Source organism: Bartonella sp. OT172YNZD (genome assembly GCF_042193725.1).
Taxonomy (GTDB): Bacteria; Pseudomonadota; Alphaproteobacteria; order Rhizobiales; family Rhizobiaceae; genus Bartonella; species Bartonella grahamii_A.
Genome location: NZ_JBHILZ010000006.1, coordinates 77,309 through 97,087 on the forward strand (window position 1 = coordinate 77,309; position 19,779 = coordinate 97,087).

Consider the following 19,779-nt stretch of genomic DNA (forward strand, 5'->3'; position numbering starts at 1 on the left):
GGTGCTGAGTATATTTCCTCAAATAGGGATCTATACAGATATCTTAACCCACCCTAAAAGAGTTTTTTTATGTTATATCATTGTAATACATTTTTTATTGAGTAATAATGATCAATAAGGAAATATTTTTAGATTGCATGTACTCACTTTTAGAGGCAATCTACCCTTAATATAAGTAAAAAAAGCTTCAGTTATACATCCCCCACTCTGATGAAGCAGAGTCTTAATTTTTAGAAGTGAAGGATCTGAAAGGAATACCGAATGTCTGAGAATAACGCATATATTATTGTGAATGATAAAAAAGTAGAGCTTCCCTTGCGTAAAGGCACAAGTGGACCTGAAGTCATTGAAATTGCTTCTCTCTACAAAAAAACCGATATTTTTACTTATGATCCTGGTTTTACTTCAACAGCTTCTTGTGAATCAAAAATTACTTATATCGATGGTGATAAAGGCATATTGCTTTATCGTGGTTATCCTATTGATCAATTGGCTGAAAAAGGAGACTTTCTTGAAAGTTGTTATCTTTTACTTTACGGTGAACTCCCAACACAGCAAGAAAAAAATGAATTTGATCGATGTATTATGCAGCATACCATGGTACACGAACAGTTTGCACGCTTCTTCCATGGCTTCCGTCGTGATTCTCATCCTATGGCCGTCATGGTTGCCTGCCTTGGTGCTATGTCTGCGTTCTATCACGACTCTATTGATATTACAGATCCTCACCAGAGAATGATTGCTTCTGTTCGTCTTATCTCAAAAGTTCCAACGCTTGCTGCAATGGCCTATAAATACAGTATCGGACAAGCATTTGTTTATCCACGTAATGATCTTAGTTATGCTGAAAATTTTCTCCGTATGTGCTTTGCTGTTCCTTGTGAAGAATATAAAACAAGCCCTGTGCTTGCTCGGGCGATGGATCAAATCTTTATCCTTCATGCAGATCATGAACAAAATGCTTCTACATCTACGGTACGTCTTGCTGGATCCTCGGGTGCTAATCCGTTTGCCTGTATCGCAGCAGGCGTTGCATGCCTTTGGGGACCAGCACATGGTGGGGCCAATGAAGCATGTCTAAAAATGCTACAAGAAATAGGTTCTATTAAAAGAATTCCTGAATTTATTGCACGTGCAAAAGATAAAAATGATCCTTTCCGCCTTATGGGCTTTGGGCACCGTGTCTATAAAAATTATGATCCACGTGCAAAAATCATGCAAAAAACCTGTCATGAAGTTTTAAAAGAACTCAACATTCAAGATGACCCGCTTCTTGATATTGCAATAGAACTTGAAAAAATTGCCTTAAGTGATGAATATTTTATTGAGAAAAAGCTTTATCCCAATGTTGATTTCTATTCTGGCATTACATTAAAAGCTCTAGGTTTTCCAACTGAAATGTTTACTGTTCTTTTTGCATTGGCGCGCAGTGTCGGGTGGGTGGCACAATGGAAAGAAATGATTGAAGACCCTGCACAAAAAATTGGTCGTCCTCGACAACTCTACACAGGCTATGCTATGCGTAACTATGTTCCTATAGATGAACGTGCAAATTAAAAAAATCAATAAAGCTTCAATTTACTGAAGCTTTATTGAGAATAATCAAAAAACATCCTTTAAGAATTTTTATAAAACGTGATTTTAAAACTCTTTCTACAGAGGTAACATCATCATAAAAATTTACTAAAAAATTCTAAGTGTTAGCTCTGTAAATAAATTGAGAATACTCTTCTGCAAATTAGCCAAACATTTAGCAAAAAGAAATTGAAAATTTTATCTTATCATTCTCATTATCTTTAATGGAAGAGTATTCCCTATCGTTCCCTCATGTTTAAAAGCCTTATTACATATTAAAATCTAGCAATGTCAGAATTTTACTTTCTATCTTCTCCAGATAAAATTGCAAAAGGCTTACATTAAGTGCTTCTTTAAGATGCTAAAACCTTCTTATCCCTCTTCAAGTAGATTAGAATAAAAATACTTTACATTTTTTCCTGTTAAAAGCTGAAATTTTCCTTGTATTTAAGTTAATAGCTTTTCTATTAAAGATAACTTATTGATTTTTAAATAAAATTATTAAATAATCATCATATAATCAACAAGAGGTGTACTTCTTTCCTGTATTTTTTATTCCCATACTTGATAAGAATAAATCATTTTTTGATAATGATATCCAGCACAATGATAGCAAAATGAATACAGATAAATTTTTTACATTGCTCCAAAAGAGCTTACAGATTATAAAAATTCATGATGGTTTCATATTTGCCAGCTTATCTAATAGGAGAACATCATGAAATTATTAGCAGGAGCTCTTATAATAAGCTCGACACTGTTTACCCTATCGACCAATTCTCAAACGCTGAAAATTGCAAGCGATGCTTCTTATCCGCCATTTAGTTATATTGACTCAAATAACGAACTTCAAGGATTTGATATTGATATATCTTATGCGCTTTGTAAAAAAATGAATGTTGAATGTACTATTGTTACACAAGACTTCGAGGGGATGATTCCCGGTCTTCTTGCAAAAAAATACGATGCTATCGTTTCTTCCCTTTCTCCTACAAAAGAGCGCTTACAAAAAATTGATTTTACAGATCCTTACTACAACACTGAACTCGCTGTTATCGTTACTAAAAATTCGGGAATTAAAGAAATCTCAACACAAGACTTTAGAGGTAAAAATCTTGGAGTACAATCGAATACAACGCAAGCTGCATATGCGGAAGATCATTATGCTTCTGAAGGAGTGAATATCAAACTTTATCCTACAGCAATAGAAGTTAATCGTGATCTTTTAAGCCACCGGCTTGATATCATCATCTTTGATAAATTAAAAGCATTAAATTGGCTTGAAAATGAAGGAAAGAATTGCTGTCTCCTCCTAGGAACTCTAGAAGAAACAAATTTTCCTGTTGCAATCGCACTCCGTCAAAATAATAATGATCTTAAAAACAGTTTTAATAAAGCAATAGAAGAAATCCGCACCGATGGAACCTATAAGAAAATTATGAGAAAATATTTTACTTTTGATATTGATTAGATATCACTATGAATTAAAATTCAGTCTTTATATTTAAGGCGTATTTTTAACTCTTTATTGGACATGCAAGTGTAATCGGAAATTTAGCATTTTTATAAAAAAAATTTTAATTGTTCCTCGATATTTAAACATTTTATAGAATCTAATAACAACAATAAGGTTGTATTTTTATCGTATCAAAATCTAATTTTTTCTTTATGTTCAAATTGAATAGCCTTATTTTCAAGAAAAATCCTTATTTTTATTCATAAAATGATCCAAATCAACCATTTCATGAAAATCAAGTTATCATATAAGCAATAAGATATTTATTCTTTTTTTATCAATAAAAAAGATAATTTTTTTGATAATTTTGATAATAATGTCCAACATAATGATCTAAAATACGCATCAATAAATTTTTGAATTGCTCCAAAAAAGCTTATAGATTATAAAAACATAACGATTTCATATTTGCCTGCTTATCCAATAGGAGAACATCATGAAACTATTAGCAGGAGCTCTTATAATAAGCGCCGCACTATTCACCCAATTGACTGATGCGAAAACATTAAAAATTGCGAGTGAAGGCACCTACCCTCCCTTTAGTTATATTGACTCAAATAATAAATTGCAGGGACTTGATATTGATATATCTTATGCGCTTTGTAAAAAAATGAATGTTGAGTGTACTATTGTCACACAAGACTTCGAGGGAATGATCCCTGGACTTATTGCAAAAAAATATGATGCTATCATTGCTTCCCTCTCTCTCACAAAAGACCGCTTACAAAAAATTGACTTCACAGATCCTTACTATGATACAGCACTGGCTGTTATTGTTACCAAAGCTTCGGGAATTAAAGCAATCTCGTCCCAAGATTTTAGAGGTAAAAATCTTGGTGTACAATCAAATACAACACAAGCTTTCTATGCAGAAGATCATTATGCTTCTAAAGAGGTGAAAATCAAACTCTACCCTTCCATAATAGAAGTGAATCGTGACCTTTTAAATCATCGACTTGATGTGATTATTGTTGATAAATTACAAGCATTAAATTGGCTTAAAAATGAAGGAAAAGATTGCTGTCTCCTCCTAGGAACTCTAGAAGAAACAAATTTTCCTGTTGCAATCGCACTCCGTCAAAATAATAATGATCTTAAAAATAAGTTCAATAAGGCGCTAAAAGAAATCCGTTTGGATGGAACTTATGAGAAAATTATGAGAAAATATTTTACAAGTGATGTCTATTAAATATCAATAGGATATTTAAATGAAACCCGTTGGTTATTTCTAAAAAATATTATCTAACTCTTTCATGAGGAACACAAGAATGATTGAAAATTTAGCATTGCTATCGTTTAGCAATGGTGGGTGGGGAGCGGTTATACTTTCTAGTGCAGGAATGACATTGTCATTGGCATTATGTTGTGGACTTCTAGGACTTCCTCTAGGTCTTCTAAATGCAGTGATGATTCGATCCAATATTAAGATAGCCAAAGCTATAGCACGCCTCTTTTCAACGGTATTTCGTGGGCTACCAGAGCTTTTAACTTTGTTTTTAGTTTACTACGGGTTACAAAGCCTTATTCAAAATGTCTTTGACTATTTTAATTTTGAAATCATGTTCAGTATCAATGCTTTTGTTGCTGGTGTTCTTGCGCTTAGTATGGTTCTTGCAGCTTTTTCTTGTGAAGTTTGGCTTGGAGCATTTAATATTTTTGATAAAGGTCAATATGAAGCGGCTAAAGCTTTAGGCCTTTCACGGTCAACCACATTTTTTCGTATTGTCTTCCCTCAGCTTATCCGAAATGCCTTGCCAGGACTTTCTAATAATTGGCTTACTTTACTGAAAGATACATCCCTTGTTTCAACCATCGCACTTGTTGACCTCATGCGACAAACGAATTTAGCTGTCGCTGCTACCAATAAACCCATGCTATTTTATCTTGTAGCATGCTTACTCTATTTGTTATTTTCAGCGTTTTTCGCTGCAATCTTACGCCATTTGGAAATATACACTCAAATAGGTTATAAAAAGGTGCTACGTCAATGATTCCTGAGTGGCTTTATTTCCTTTTCAATCCTGATCTTTTAAGCCATTATGGACCAAAATTTATTAATGGCTTTATTGTTACTGTTGAGCTTGTTTCTATTTCTTGTTCTCTTGGTTTTTTTCTTGGTATGCTTATCGCTTTTGCACGTGTATCAAAAAATACATTTTTACAATATTGTGCAAATGCTTATGTCTATTTTTTCCGTGGTTCTCCTTTATTAGCTCAACTCTTCCTTTTTTATTATGGGCTTGGTTCAATGAACAGTTTTTGGCAACAGGTGGGACTATGGTGGTTTTTTCAAAACGCGTGGTATTGTTGTCTTTTTATTTTTACACTCAATTCTGCTGCCTATCAATCTGAGATCTTGAAAGGAAGTTTTCTGTCCGTAACAACTGGGCAACGTGAAGCATCAAAAGCTTTAGGTCTAAGTAACTCTGTTACATTTTTTAGAGTTATTCTTCCACAAGCAATAATTGTAGCATTACGCCCCCTAGGAAATGAGTTGATTTTAATGATTAAATCCAGTGCTATTGCCTCACTTATTACTGTTTATGATTTAATGGGGGTTGCTAAACTCACTTATTCACGGACTTTCGATTTTCAAGTTTACGTTTGGGCTGCTCTTATCTATCTCTTTATCGTTGAACTCATTCATCGTTTTATTGTTTTTATCGAACAGCGCCTCACTCGATATTTACGGTAAATAAAATGATTATAAAAAACTTTACCAAACCAAAATGTTAAATTAATCAAGTTATTCATCAATGAAAGAATAAAATAAGATGAATTTGAAAAATAATAAATCAATCTCTCCCAGTAAAAACCCTGTGATCTCTATTCAAAATCTAAATAAATGGTATGGAAACTTTCAGGTCCTACATGATATCAACTTTAATGTTCAAGCTGGTGAACATATCGTTATTTGTGGACCATCCGGATCAGGAAAATCAACGTTAATTCGTTGTATTAATCAATTAGAACAAGCCCAAAAAGGTTCAATCTGTATCCATAACGTTGATATCCATACCGCTTCTGTACAACAGCAAAAAAATGTTCTTCGTAAGATAGGAATGGTCTTTCAAAACTTTAATTTATTTCCCCACATGAGCGTTATACAAAATTGTATTTTAGCACCTATGACAGTTCAAGGGCTTTCCAAACAACAAGCACAAGAACGGGCAATTCGTTACTTAACGCATGTTGGTATTGAAAAACACTGTAAAAAATATCCTTTACAACTTTCTGGTGGGCAACAACAACGTGTTGCGATTGCCCGTGCACTTTGTATGGAACCTGAAGTCATGCTTTTTGATGAACCAACCTCTGCTCTTGATCCAGAAAGTGTGGGAGAAGTTTTGGAAGTGATGGCTCGATTGGCCGATACAGGGATCACAATGCTTTGTGTTACCCATGAAATGGGCTTCGCACGTAAAGTCTCAGAAAGAATACTCTTTCTAGAAAATGGAAAAATTGTTGAAGATACAGCCTCTGAAGAATTTTTTACTAATCCTAAAAGCCAACGTGCTTGTAATTTTCTTGCTAAAATTAAATATTAATCATTAACATATTGCTTTATTTATACAATTTTATTCCTGTTTTTTAAAAGAGTGATAATTGTTTGTGCGCCAACAACCCCCGATGGTACTTCAGTTTTCATTTTCTGTTCTACCATCTCAAAGGCATCGAGTTGTGCCTGTCGTATTAAAGGATTATACAAAAGTTGTTCTACTTGTCTTGCTAACATGCCTGAGCGTAGAAATTCGTCAAAATATTCTGGTACAATAGGCTTATCAGAAATAATATTGGGAAGAGCTGCACTCCATAACATTATTTTAGGGAAAATAAAGAATTTAGAAAAACGATCAAGTTTATAGCAAAGGACCATTGGAATTTTAGCTAATGCTAATTCAAGCGAAACCGTTCCAGATGCTGCAAGTGCAACATTTGCTTGTGCAAAAGCACGCCATTTTGCATCTTCACCAACTACAATTTCTACTTTGCTTTTCCAGCCTTGTGTAAAATCATGAATTTTATTCGCTAAACGTGGTAAGGTTGGTAAAATAATACGTAAATGAGGAATACGTTGTACAAGAATCTCTACTGTTTCTCGAAAAATAGGCATTAAGGAACGAATTTCTAAATTGCGTGATCCTGGTAAGATAACTAATGTAGGCGATGATGTTTGTTTATCACACAAGCGTTTTTTTTCTGATTGAACTCTCAAAAGGGGAGGATATGTCAAAAGACGATGTCCAACATAGGTTGTGGCAGGGCCTCCCAAATCTTGCATAACCTTTTCTTCAAAAGGAAAAATCGCTAAAACATGATCAACAAATCCAGACATAGCTTTTGCACGCTCTGGCCTCCATGCCCAAACGGTTGGTGCAATATATTTAATGATAGGAATAGAAGGCGCTAAAGCATGTACCTTTTGTGCAACACGATGCGTAAAATCAGGACTATCAATAATAATTAAACAATCAGGTTGTTCTTGTGCAATAAATTTGGATAAATTGCGAATATGTAGCAACAACAATGGTAGTTTTTTCAACACCTCCTTTAAACCTATTAAAGTAATATCATGAGAATCAAAAAAGCTTTTTAAGCCTAATGCCTTTAAATGCCTCCCCCCAACACCAATTAAATGAATACTGCTTCCTATCTGTTGTGATAAACAAGAAATTAAATCGGACGCAAGTAAATCACCAGATTCCTCACCTGAAACCACAGCAATCTTTAAGAAACAATTATTCATGACCAAACTTTTCAAATGTCTCTATAAATAGAGAATATTTGTTAGCTTTTTCTATTGTTGTTCTCACCGATAATATTAGACTTCTATTTGCCTCCACCGCAACACCAGATAAACCACTTTTTGCAATATTCATTATTGTCGCAGGCCCAATTGATGGCAAATCAACGCGATTATCCTGTTGTGGTTTTGCACATTTTACAAGAATTCCACCTTTAAGGGGAATTTGCCCTCTTTCTCGCATCTCACAAACACGCCACAACATATTATCAGTTCCCTCAGCGCCCTCCAGTGCAACTACCCTCCCTCGGACAATGACAACGGCTTGCCCGATATCTAATTGACCTAAAAGCTTTGCTGCTTCTGCTGCTAAAAAAATATCTTTTTTCTCTTTTGGAGTAGCACGCCGTACTGTTAAATTAAATTCTATGGGAGCTAAAAGATCTGGGACTATTTCGTGAGCACCGACAACACAAAAACCATGTGCTTCAATAACCCCTATAAAAGCTTTTAATAACGCATCATCCCCTCTCTTCAAAGCTCCGATTAACTTAGGAAGAGCTAAAAATGTTGTCCAGTCCAGTCGCAATTGTTTAAGAAGTGGGCGCTTTTTCACACCACCTGCCAAAACAACATTATAAACTCTAGCCTCTTTTAAGATTTTAATGAGTCGCGCTAACTCTACAATTGATAGCTCGCAATGCTCATAGCGATAAAGAACCGAATCTGCCTCACCACGCAAAAGCACAAGAAAAGGATTCTCTCCATTCTTCTCAAGAGCCTGCGCAAGAGTAATCGGTAGAACACCATTTCCTGCTATAACAGCAGTACGGCCGGAAAGAAAACTTCTGGCTCCCAAAATAGGCATTTTTAATCCTTTTGTTTTTTTATTCTATTGCCTTCAAATTTTGGCGTACAATAAAAACGCTTTCCTTCTTCTTTAATAAAATTAACAACGTCAGCAACAGACTGAGAAGAAGAATAGAAAGAAGCAACATCACTGACACGTTCTTTAAATGGTTTGCTATGATCAAAAAGCATGGCAACCGCATGACGGAGTGCATGAATATCTTGACGCTCAAGTCCTGCACGCTTCATGCCAATAATATTGAGGCCAGCAAGTTTTGCCTGCACACCAACAGCTGTTCCATAAGGTATCAGATCACCAACCAGTGCAGATACGCCGCCGATAAATGCATGATGTCCGACACGAACAAATTGATGAACAGCAGCACCACCACCAATAATTACATAATCACCAATAGTAACATGACCAGCAATCATTGCGTTATTGGCAAATGTTACATGATTGCCTACATAACAATCATGAGCGATATGCGCATAACAAAAAAATTGGCAATTATCACCAACAACTGTCATTCCCACGCTCGAATCGGAACCCCTATGCATTGTTACACCTTCACGAATCGTACAATTCTTACCAATAAAAAGAGTCGTAGCCCCTCCTTTATGTTTATTATTTTGCGGATCTGCTCCCAAAACGGCATGAGAAAATACTTTACTCTTGGCTCCTAACGTTGTCTTTCCCATTATTACAACATGACTTGTCAAACTACATTCATCACCAATAACAGCCTCTGAACTAATATGGCAAAATGGTCCAACGCGTACATTCTCACCAAGCTGCGCTCCCTTTTCCACAAGAGCAGTTGGATGGATTTTCGTACCGGACATTTTTAAATTCCCATCAAATATCGTTTATTCTTCTTCGACAATCATCGCAGCAATTTCTGCTTCAGCGACTCGGACATCTTCTACTTTTGCAACACACGAAAAACGTCTCATACCAGATCTTTTTTTCAAAAGCTGAACATGAATCTTGAGCTGATCACCAGGCATAACCGGTTTACGAAATTTCGCATTATCAACCGTCATAAGGTAAACTAAATTTGTTTGCTTGTTGCCTAAATTTAAAAGTGCTATTGCTCCTGCCGTTTGTGCCATAGCTTCTAAAATCAAAACTCCAGGCATAACAGGCTTTGCGGGAAAATGTCCCGTAAAATGCGGCTCATTAATCGTTATATTTTTAATACCAATAGCTTCTTGTTCACCATCAATATCAACTATACGATCGATTAATAAAAATGGATAACGGTGCGGTAATATTGATAATAGTTTTTCAATATCGACAGTCTCTAAGTTTTTAGTCTTTTCACTGCTGATCATATCAGCGTTTCTCCTTTTTAACTTTTCCCATACTGCGCAACGTCGCTACTTCACGAAACCATTGTTTAAATGGTCGCGCTGGACTACCTCCCCATTTTTCGCCATTCGGAATGTCATTCATAACACCACTACGAGCAGCAATCTGAACACATTTGCCTATTATGATGTGATCGGCTACTCCAACACCTCCGCCAAGCTGAGACATATCCCCTATAGATGTACTTCCCGCAATGCCACATTGAGCGGCAATAAGACAATAGCGGCCAATTTTTACATTGTGGGCAATTTGTACAAGATTATCAATCTTGCTTCCTTCACCAATAACAGTATCTTGAAATGTTCCACGATCAATTGTCGTGTTTGCACCAACTTCTACACCATCCTCAATAATAACGCGACCAAGCTGTGGAATTTTCTCGATTCCAGAAACGCCGCCAACATAACCAAAACCATCTTGCCCAATGCAAACACCAGGATAAAGCTGAACCTTATCACCTATTATAGAACACTGAACTGTTACCTTAGGAGCAATATAGCAGTCACATCCAATACGGCAATTTTCACCGATAACAGCTGTGGATGAAATAAGAGTTCCTGCACCAATCTCAACATTTCTACCAATAACAGCCCCCGCTTCAATACACACATCATGTGCTAACTTAGCCGTTGGATGAATATGCGCATGCGATGAAATCCCCTTCGGTCCCAACCAAGGCATTGGCTTGACAGAATCTGGAAACAAAATACGACCAATCTGAGCAAAGTCACGTTGTGGTGTGGATGTTACCAAAATTGCCATAGTTTCGGGAACTTTAAAAACAATCTCATTCGTACAAAAAACAGCAACAGCAGAACTATCCAGTAAAGCATCAGAAAACTTCCGATGCTCTACAAAAACAAGAGAACCTTCCACAGCACTCTCAAGTGAAGAAAGAGTATTGATAACTTTATGAGAAAACTCTGGATTAAGAAGCTTTGCACCCGTCAACTCAGCAACATTTGCAACTGTCAATCGCCGGGACGGCGTAAAAAAAAATGTATCCGCCATCAAAACACTTTCTCTCCCCGCTTAAGCTATTTTCTTCACGTTTTTCCTTCTTAAAATCGCTCAAATCAGAACTTCGTAGAAATACCAAAGTTCAATTGTTGCAAACGATCGCCTTCCTGCTTCATTATTGGCCAAGCATAATCAAAACGCAAAGGACCAAACGGAGAATCCCACATCAAACTCACACCTGCAGATGAACGCCAAGCACTTTTGGTATTGGTAACAGACGGTTCACCCTTAAAAACGGCTTTATAATTATTGCCATAAAGCGTGGCAATATCCGCAAATAAAGCACCGCGCAACCCAAACCCTTCAGGCACAACAGGGATAGGAAACTGTACTTCAGCAGTCGCATTCATATATGTCGTTCCCCCCAAGAAATAAACCTCACCCTTACTGGAAACCTGACGCGGACCTATTCCATTATATTTGAACCCTCGAATCATATCAGTATTCGCTTTAAACATATCGAAAATACGAACACCTTCTTTGCCTATTTCATGGATATAACCACCCCCAAAGGAAAGCAAACCAACGATATCCCTCTGGTCAGAAAGAGTCTTGTACATCATCGCCTTACCCGTGGTTTTCAAGAACTTTGCACTTCCACCAAGCCCTGCATATTCCTGAAGAAGATGCACGTACCACCCATCATGGGGAGATCTCATATCATCAATCGTATTATAGGTGAAACCATAACTAATTGATGAACGTTTCCAAGGGCTTTGTTTTGCAGCTTGAACAATCGCACCGGAATATTTCCCATATAATTCTATTACGTCACTCTCTTTGTCAAAATCATACTCTCCACCAAAATCATATTCTTCCTGTACATAAGAATAAGCTACATTAGCAGATAATTGATTATTAATAGGTAACGAAAACCGCAGCGATCCACCTGTCTGTCGTACATCATAGGCTTTATCAGCACGATAAGTACTACGAAAAACATCAACGCCAGCAGATAAACGATACCCTAAGAAATAAGGATCAACAAATGATAAATTATAATTACGAGATTTTTCTTGCCCCGCACCTAATCCTAAACGAACATATTGACCACGTCCCCCAAGATTACGTTCAGTAACAGAAACTTCAAGTGACATACCAGGACTTGTTCCTCCTGTTGTATACCCTCCAGAAAGGGAGAGATCTCCTGTTGAAGCTTCAACGACATCTATTACCAAAATAACTTGGTCAGATTGATCTGTGGGAACCATTGAAATATTAACGGCTTTGAAGAAACCTAAACTTTCTAGACGACGTTTTGCCCGCTGTAATAAAGTTTGATTGTAAGCATCTCCTTCGTTTAAATCAATCTCACGGCGAATGACGTAATCACGCGTTTTCTCATTGCCACGTATATCAATACGCTGAATGTAAGCACGTGTACCCTGTTCAATATTATATAAAATTGAAATTGTATGATTTGCTAAATTACGATTTCCCCGCGGTTCAACTTTAGCAAAAGCATATCCCGAATCAGCAACCTTGTTATTAATAATTGCAACAGACTGTTCAATATCTTCTGCACTATAAACATCACCTGGCTGGGTTTTAAGAACCTTTTTCATAGATTGAATGTCAATGCCATCAACATCACTTTCAACCTGAATATCACTAATTTTATAGCGCGCACCCTCATCAAGAACAAAAGAAATTTTATACGTATTGCTTGCTGCATCAAAAGTCGCTTTAGAAGAAACTACACGAAAATCTGCATAACCACGATTATAATAAAAGCGACGTAAAGCTTCTTCATCAGCAGCGAGGCGCTCTTCACTGTAAACATCACCTCCCAACAACTTCGAAAAAATTCCTGAAGTTTTTGTTGAAATCACATCACGCAAACGGCGACTTCCAAAGACACTATTTCCCTTAAAAGTGATATCACCAATCTTTGTTTTTTTCCCTTCAATAACATTAAATACCACATTAACCCGCCCTTTTCCAAGGTTAATCGTTTGAACGTTAACAGTGATATTATTACGACCAAGAGCTTTATAGGCTTCACGAATTGTATTTATATCAGCAGAAAGCTTCCCAGAATTAAAAGGCTCATTCGGTTTTAAAGAAATAAACCGCTTAAGATCTGGGTCTTTAAAAGATTTATTTCCCTGAAACAATATTTGATTGACAACCTCATATTCTTTTACGAATACAACCAATTTATCACCTACCGGATTTATTTTAACATCATAAAATAAACCCAATTCGAAAAGATTCTTTACAGCATCATCAACATCACCACTGGAAACCCCTTGTCCAGCCTTAATCCCCATATTGTCTCGAATCGCCTGAGAACTTACAAACCTATTCCCACGAACCTCAATAGAACGGACTACAGACGCTTGTATTTCTCCAACCGCAGCAATTGACATAAAAACCGTTGCTGGGGCAATCATCCCTATCTTTAACACCAATACAGATGCCGCATTTAAAAACTTTGAATTCGTAGTCATTGGCTTTTTTACCTTACTCTTGTTCCTTGGACATGATGCCTTAAAAAGCTAACTGCCATAACAACCTTTTTACAGCGAGACTTTTCTTCCTTAATTACTCATTATAATGTACGACGCCACAACATTTTGCAGACATGGTAAACAACCTTCAATTTGTTTTTGCTATTATTACTCAATTTATAAAGCGTTTTCTATAATTTAATTAGCTAAATCTACAAAAATAATCATTAAAAAAGACAAAGATCATAAAAAGAAGAAAAATAGAAAAACCTAAACGAAAAACAATTCCCTGAATCTTAGCGGATACTTTCCTCCCAGTAATGACCTCAATGACATGCAATAAAAGATGTCCACCATCAAGCGGTAGAATCGGAAAAAGGTTAATAAGCCCAACACTTATTGAAAGAAAAGCTGCCAAATTCAACAAAGAGATAAAACCTGTCTCGCTCACTTTCCAAGCAATTTTAATGGTTTTAGAAGGTCCACTTAGCCGACAACGATCCTCTTTGCCTCCTATTAAACGACTCATAAAAAGAACCGTTTGAGTGGTGATAAACACAGTACGGTCTGACGCTTCTCTTACAGCTGTTACAAAATCATAGCGAATATGTTTTATATAAGTTGGATCTAAATGTGCAGGATTATTTAAATCAACAGGAACACCTACGCCTATCATAGCACTTCGTGTTCGATTACCAAATCCATCATCTCGCTCAACGACTTTCGGGGTAATCACCGTTGTAAAGACTTGCCCCATGCGTTCTATTTTAAACTCTATGGGTTCTCTTCCGTGAAAAGTTACATAATTCATCAAATCTTCAAAACTTTCAACCCGTCGTCCATCCATTTCAACAAAACGATCACCTAATTCCAAACCGGACTGAAGAGCAGGGCTATCTTTTACCAAAGAACCAACAACCGGCTCAATGGCTACACGACCATAGATAAAGAAAAAAAATGTTAGAATAACAACAGTAAAAAGAGCATTGAAGAAAGGACCAGCAAAAACAGTTGCTGCTTTTTTCCAAGCATGCGCACTAGCAAATGAACCATCAACAATCAGAGATGATTGGGATGATACCGTATCGATTTTTTCCTCATCCCCAACAAATTTTACATAACCTCCTAAGGGAATAAGTGCTAAACGCCACTTCGTGCAATGCTTATCTGTATAACTCGCTATTTCTGGCCCAAATCCAAGCGAAAAAATTAACGCCTTAATACCACACCACCGACCAATGAGATAATGCCCAAATTCGTGCACAAAAATGATAATCATAATGATGAAAAGAATACTCAAACTTCTTAAAAGAAAATCACCCATAGTGACGATATGATTTAAAAGTCCCAAACTATCTTCTCCCAATTAGATCATACTAAAAAGATTAAAAGGCGCATCCATATCAGACATAAATGAACCAATTAAATAAAGAAGAAAAGCTGCCCCTACCAATCCATCTATACGATCCATAAAACCACCATGTCCAGGCAATAAAGAACTAGAATCTTTAACAGAAAACCGTCTTTTGAGCCATGATTGCCCTAAATCACTCAATTGTGAAACAATTGACAAAACAAGTGTAAGGAGTGGTACAAAAAAACTTACTAAATTTATATCAAAATTTATATCAAAAAATCCAAAAGCAACCCATATACCACCGAAAACTCCGAAAAATGTACCACCAAGTGCTCCTGACCATGTTTTATTAGGAGAAAATTGTGGTGCTAATTTAGGACCCCCTAATGCACGTCCTATAAAATACCCACCAATATCTGTTCCCCACACTATCGTAAATAAGAAAATAACAACTTGGAACCCCAACATTTCATGATCCCGTAGAAAACATAAAGCAACAACAGGGAAAGATGCATATAAAAAACCACAAAAAACCCAACCACCCTTTTTTATAGATATAATAGCCAACACCGCAGCCAAAACGATTAAAACACAAAAAATCAATGAAGCAGATACACTCAACACTAAAAAAAAGCCAAAAATCAAATAAAAGATACTTGTTAGTATTTTTTGTAAAATACACCATTTCTCTTTAGTAATACTCATCCACTCATAAAGAACAAAACCGCCAATACACCATACAAATAAAAAAAAGAAGATTCCTCCCAACCATGTTAGATACAACGCAATAAAGCCAAACACAAAAGCTGTCAGAACACGATAAACCAAATTAGACAAAACAACATCCAAACGATAAAAATAGAAAATACAAGCTCTAAAATTGACGCCAGAAAAACCTCCCCACGCAGTATTTTTATTTCATACTTGTATAAACTTCTCTTATAATTTACTATAAACAATCCAGTCTACCAAGATAGCGCTTATGAAACTAATAATCAATGAAAACAGCTTCAAAAATCTCCATCAAGATTAATCCTAAAATATTTTTTTAATATTTTCTCAAATATAAAATGAAAAAGCAGCTATCTATCCCCCATATAAATTAAATAATATAGGTCTCGTATAAAAACACTTCTCTATCAACTATTCGTCATTAAAAAACGAATTACACCACAACATAACATCTGCTTGATCGATTATACTCACATGTTTTATAATGGAAAATAAGAGAAAGGTTAGGCTTATTTTTTACGTTATATGCTTTACCCAACCCTCGTCTTAGAATATTGAAATAATTTCTAATAATGCTCTCATTATGCAGTTTAACAAAAACATGCCAAACTAAAAGCCCTCACCATGCTTTTAATAGTATCTTCCAGAAAAGGGCGTGATTTACCATGCAGATTAAAAAATTAAAACATCTGCCTTTTCAAATCAATCTCTACCATATCAAGATAATAAAACGATAAAACACCTTCCTGCTTCACACCTTGCTATCACAGAGCACACCACTCCATACTATTATTCATAGAAACAATTTACAGGCTGGGAGTATAACATCCTTTTCTAGCGACAAAACCGTCTTAAACGTGCATAATTTCAGATTCTTTTACGGCTAAAATTTTATCAATATCAGCAATAGTCTCATCTGTGAGTTTTTGAACTTTTTCAGACAAACTATGGGCTTCATCTTGTCCAATTTCACCATCTTTTTCTAATTTTTTCAAATCGTCCATACCATCCCGACGAACATGACGTGTAGCAACACGCGCTTGCTCTGCATAGTGATGCGCAATTTTTACAAGTTCTTTACGGCGCTCTTCATTCAACTCAGGCAAAGGAATACGTAAAGTCGTACCATCAGTTATGGGATTTAAACCAAGACCAGAATCGCGAATAGCGCGCTCTACAGCTCCGACCATCGTTTTATCCCATACAGAAACAGAAAGCATCCGAGGTTCGGGAACAGAAATATTAGCAACCTGATTTATGTGCACAACAGAACCATAAGATTCAATAGTCAACGGTTCTAATAAACTGGCCGATGCACGTCCAGTCCGCAAACCACCTAATTCATGTTTAAAAGCCGTAATAGCACCATCCATGCGACGTTTCAGATCAGCCATAATTGATGTAACATTCATATTTCTGTCTCCTTCAATTGTCCTTTGAAGCTTACCCTTATTCCGATACTATTGTAAAGCGTCCTGTTCCATTCAAGACCTTAGCCAAACCGCCTTTTTCATGAATGGAATACACAATAATCGGTACATTATTCTCACGGGCTAAAGTGACCGCCGTTGAATCCATAACAGATAATCCCCATTGCAAAACTTCAACATGTGTTAATTGATCAAAACGCTTAGCCGTAGGGTCTATCTTTGGATCTGCTGAATAAATACCATCAACTTGTGTTCCTTTAAGAAGGACATCTGCACCAATTTCTGCTGCACGTAAAGTCGCAGCAGAATCAGTGGTAAAAAATGGATTTCCTGTACCACCCGCAAAAATAACAACTTTTCCCTGATTCATATAAGCTATTGCTTTACGTTGCGAAAAACTTTCACAAATTTGTGGCATAGCAATTGCAGAGAGTACAACAGTTTCAACCCCTAATTTTGTCAAAGATGTTCGCAATGCTAAAGAGTTAATAGCAGTTGCAAGCATTCCCATATGATCACCTGTCACTCGGTCCCCACCATGCGAAGCAACAGCAACGCCACGAAAAATATTTCCCCCACCGATAACAACCGCAACTTCTATCCCCATTGTGCGCACTTCTGCAATATCAGCAGCAATACGGTCTACAACAGAAACATCAATGCCAAAACTCTGCCCCCCCATAAGAGCTTCACCAGAAACCTTCAAAAGAATACGTTTATACGGAAGTGCTAATGCCATTAATAATCTCCCCAAAAGCACATTTACTTTTTGCTTTTGACATCACGAAGGGCACCACTTTTTTCACGTGACGCCCTCTCAACAATTACATTGTTCCCCTCAGAGATTCTACAACCAACGATATGATTTTAAATCTCTGATCAAGGGTTTGCAATAACTAGCCTTTTACAGCAGCAGCAACCTCTGCAGCAAAATCAGACTCCTCTTTTTCCACACCTTCACCTAATGCAAAACGAATAAAGCCTGTAATTTTTGCTGGTGCACCAATTGATTTCTCAGCATCCTTTAAAACTTCCTTAACAGTCATATCAGGATTCATAACGAAAGCTTGAGAAAGCAAAACAACCTCTTCAAAAAACTTACGCATACGTCCTTCTACCATTTTTCCAATAATATTTTCAGGCTTTCCAGACTGACGTGCTTGATCTGAAAAAATTGCTTTTTCACGTTCAACAGCAGCAGCATCAACATCTTGTGCTGTAAGCGCTAACGGATTGGTTGCCGCAATATGCATCGCAATCTGCCGACCAAAAGCAAGAGCTGCCTCTTTATTTCCTGTTGTTTCAATCGCAACCAAAACACCAAGCTTACCAAGACCATCAGCTACACTATTGTGTATATAAGTCGCAACAACACCATTCTCAACAGACAATTTAGCGGAACGACGAAATGTCATATTTTCGCCAATTGTACCAATTGCATCTTTAATCGTAAGCTCTACAGTCTTCTCAGAACCTGGATAAAGAGAAACAGAAACAGATTTAACGTCACCCGGCGTATCTAAAGCAGCAGTTGCTACATTGCGCACGATGTCTTGGAATCCGGCATTGCGTGCAACAAAATCTGTTTCAGAATTAATCTCAACCAAAACCGCATTTAAATCTTTTGATACGACACCGATTAATCCCTCAGCCGCTGTACGACCAGCCTTTTTATCTGCTTTAGCTATTCCTTTTTTACGAAGCCAATCAACCGCAGCTTCCATATCACCACTGGTTTCAGCTAGAGCGGCTTTACAGTCCATCATACCAGCGCCAGATAGTTCTCGAAGTTCTTTTACTTGTGCAGCAGTAATGCTCATATTTGCCTCTTTATTTTGTAACAGTGAAAGCGTGTAAAATCTCTCTGCACGCCTATAACTTCTTCTTTAGACAATAAAAGTACCTTAATTAGACAATAAAAGTACCTTAATTAGGCGTTTTATATTATTCAGAAACTTCTGAAACCGCATTTTCTTCCAAGATAGGCTCCACAGGCACATCAACTTGAGCTCCTAAATCGATACCCATTGCTCCTTGCTGACGTGCAATACCATCAAGAGCGGCACGAGCAAAAAGATCGCAATAAAGAGAAATTGCACGTGAAGCATCATCATTACCTGGTATCGGATGCGTTACGTCATCAGGATCGCAATTGGTATCAATAACAGCAATCACTGGAATGCCTAAACGTTTTGCTTCTTGGAGGGCAATATTTTCTTTATTCGTATCGATAACAAATATAAGATCTGGAACAGATCCCATATCTTTAATACCACCAAGCGCACGATTAAGCTTTTCACGATCACGTTCAAGATTTAAACGTTCTTTTTTGGTAAAGCCTTGCGCCTCAGCAGCAAGAATTTTGTCAAGTTTTCGCAAACGATGTATCGAATTGGAAATCGTTTTCCAGTTCGTGAGCATGCCGCCAAGCCAACGTGCATTAACGTAATACTGGGCAGAACGATTCGCCGCATCAGCGATAATGTCAGATGCTTGCCGTTTCGTACCAACAAAGAGAATACGACCACCACGCGCAACAGTATCTGAAACAAGTTTAAGCGCTTGGTGTAAAAGCGGAACGGTCTGAGCAAGGTCAATAATATGGATATTATTACGCTGGCCATAAATATAGGAAGTCATTTTGGGATTCCAACGATGAGTCTGGTGACCAAAATGCACACCTGCTTCTAAAAGCTGGTGCATAGTAAAATCGGGTAGTGCCATAAAT

The 19,779-nt window shown here is 36.9% G+C and carries 18 protein-coding genes; 6 read left to right on the forward strand and 12 right to left on the reverse strand.

What is annotated here, in order from left to right:
- Positions 1-261 precede the first annotated feature (261 nt).
- The 6 genes from gltA to ACFIJS_RS03840 all read left to right on the forward strand — a co-directional run bounded on the left by gltA (position 262) and on the right by ACFIJS_RS03840 (position 6,639).
- Positions 262-1,557 carry a citrate synthase gene (gene gltA, locus ACFIJS_RS03815; RefSeq protein WP_375650113.1) on the forward strand — a complete coding sequence of 432 codons (1,296 nt, stop codon included), beginning with the start codon at positions 262-264 and terminating at the stop codon, positions 1,555-1,557.
- Positions 1,558-2,293: 736 nt separating this feature from the next.
- On the forward strand, positions 2,294-3,046 hold the full coding sequence (locus ACFIJS_RS03820) for a transporter substrate-binding domain-containing protein (RefSeq protein ID WP_375650115.1): 753 nt from the start codon (positions 2,294-2,296) through the stop codon (positions 3,044-3,046).
- Between the two features lie 481 nt (positions 3,047-3,527).
- Entirely contained in the window at positions 3,528-4,280 is a 753-nt protein-coding gene (locus ACFIJS_RS03825; protein WP_375650118.1) for a transporter substrate-binding domain-containing protein, read from the forward strand.
- Positions 4,281-4,359: 79 nt separating this feature from the next.
- Positions 4,360-5,082, forward strand: a complete 723-nt coding sequence (locus ACFIJS_RS03830) for an ABC transporter permease (RefSeq protein ID WP_375650120.1) — start codon at positions 4,360-4,362, stop codon at positions 5,080-5,082.
- Positions 5,079-5,786, forward strand: coding sequence for an ABC transporter permease (locus tag ACFIJS_RS03835; RefSeq protein WP_375622711.1), 708 nt, complete (start codon positions 5,079-5,081; stop codon positions 5,784-5,786). Before ACFIJS_RS03830 ends, ACFIJS_RS03835 begins: the two co-directional genes overlap by 4 nt.
- Before the next feature lie 79 nt (positions 5,787-5,865).
- Complete coding sequence (locus tag ACFIJS_RS03840; RefSeq protein WP_375650122.1) at positions 5,866-6,639, forward strand: amino acid ABC transporter ATP-binding protein; 774 nt, start codon at positions 5,866-5,868, stop codon at positions 6,637-6,639.
- A gap of 20 nt (positions 6,640-6,659) precedes the next feature.
- Here ACFIJS_RS03840 and lpxB read toward each other — a convergent pair whose 3' ends face one another.
- The 12 genes from lpxB to rpsB all read right to left on the reverse strand — a co-directional run bounded on the left by lpxB (position 6,660) and on the right by rpsB (position 19,775).
- Entirely contained in the window at positions 6,660-7,838 is a 1,179-nt protein-coding gene (lpxB, locus tag ACFIJS_RS03845) for a lipid-A-disaccharide synthase (protein ID WP_375650125.1), read from the reverse strand.
- Complete coding sequence (locus tag ACFIJS_RS03850; RefSeq protein ID WP_375650127.1) at positions 7,831-8,703, reverse strand: LpxI family protein; 873 nt, start codon at positions 8,701-8,703, stop codon at positions 7,831-7,833. Before ACFIJS_RS03850 ends, lpxB begins: the two co-directional genes overlap by 8 nt.
- 2 nt (positions 8,704-8,705) lie before the next feature.
- Entirely contained in the window at positions 8,706-9,530 is an 825-nt protein-coding gene (gene lpxA / locus ACFIJS_RS03855; protein WP_375650129.1) for an acyl-ACP--UDP-N-acetylglucosamine O-acyltransferase, read from the reverse strand.
- 24 nt (positions 9,531-9,554) lie between these two features.
- Positions 9,555-10,022 (reverse strand): 3-hydroxyacyl-ACP dehydratase FabZ, encoded by a 468-nt coding sequence (fabZ, locus tag ACFIJS_RS03860; protein WP_375650132.1) that lies wholly within the window; start codon positions 10,020-10,022, stop codon positions 9,555-9,557.
- Position 10,023: 1 nt separating this feature from the next.
- Entirely contained in the window at positions 10,024-11,070 is a 1,047-nt protein-coding gene (lpxD, locus tag ACFIJS_RS03865) for a UDP-3-O-(3-hydroxymyristoyl)glucosamine N-acyltransferase (protein ID WP_375650134.1), read from the reverse strand.
- Positions 11,071-11,135: 65 nt separating this feature from the next.
- Positions 11,136-13,532 carry an outer membrane protein assembly factor BamA gene (bamA, locus tag ACFIJS_RS03870; RefSeq protein WP_375650137.1) on the reverse strand — a complete coding sequence of 799 codons (2,397 nt, stop codon included), beginning with the start codon at positions 13,530-13,532 and terminating at the stop codon, positions 11,136-11,138.
- 202 nt (positions 13,533-13,734) lie between these two features.
- Positions 13,735-14,883 carry an RIP metalloprotease gene (locus tag ACFIJS_RS03875; protein ID WP_375650139.1) on the reverse strand — a complete coding sequence of 383 codons (1,149 nt, stop codon included), beginning with the start codon at positions 14,881-14,883 and terminating at the stop codon, positions 13,735-13,737.
- 15 nt (positions 14,884-14,898) lie between these two features.
- Complete coding sequence (locus tag ACFIJS_RS03880) at positions 14,899-15,726, reverse strand: phosphatidate cytidylyltransferase (protein ID WP_375650141.1); 828 nt, start codon at positions 15,724-15,726, stop codon at positions 14,899-14,901.
- 746 nt (positions 15,727-16,472) lie between these two features.
- Positions 16,473-17,033, reverse strand: coding sequence for a ribosome recycling factor (frr, locus tag ACFIJS_RS03885; protein ID WP_375650144.1), 561 nt, complete (start codon positions 17,031-17,033; stop codon positions 16,473-16,475).
- A 37-nt stretch (positions 17,034-17,070) separates the two neighbouring features.
- The gene (gene pyrH, locus ACFIJS_RS03890) at positions 17,071-17,790 is read right to left on the reverse strand and encodes a UMP kinase (protein ID WP_375650146.1); all 720 of its coding nucleotides are present in this window, start codon (positions 17,788-17,790) and stop codon (positions 17,071-17,073) included.
- 157 nt (positions 17,791-17,947) lie between these two features.
- A complete protein-coding gene (gene tsf, locus ACFIJS_RS03895) occupies positions 17,948-18,871 on the reverse strand; it encodes a translation elongation factor Ts (RefSeq protein WP_375650149.1) in 924 nt (307 codons plus the stop codon).
- A 124-nt stretch (positions 18,872-18,995) separates the two neighbouring features.
- Complete coding sequence (gene rpsB, locus ACFIJS_RS03900) at positions 18,996-19,775, reverse strand: 30S ribosomal protein S2 (protein WP_375650152.1); 780 nt, start codon at positions 19,773-19,775, stop codon at positions 18,996-18,998.
- Between the last annotated feature and the right edge of the window lie 4 nt (positions 19,776-19,779).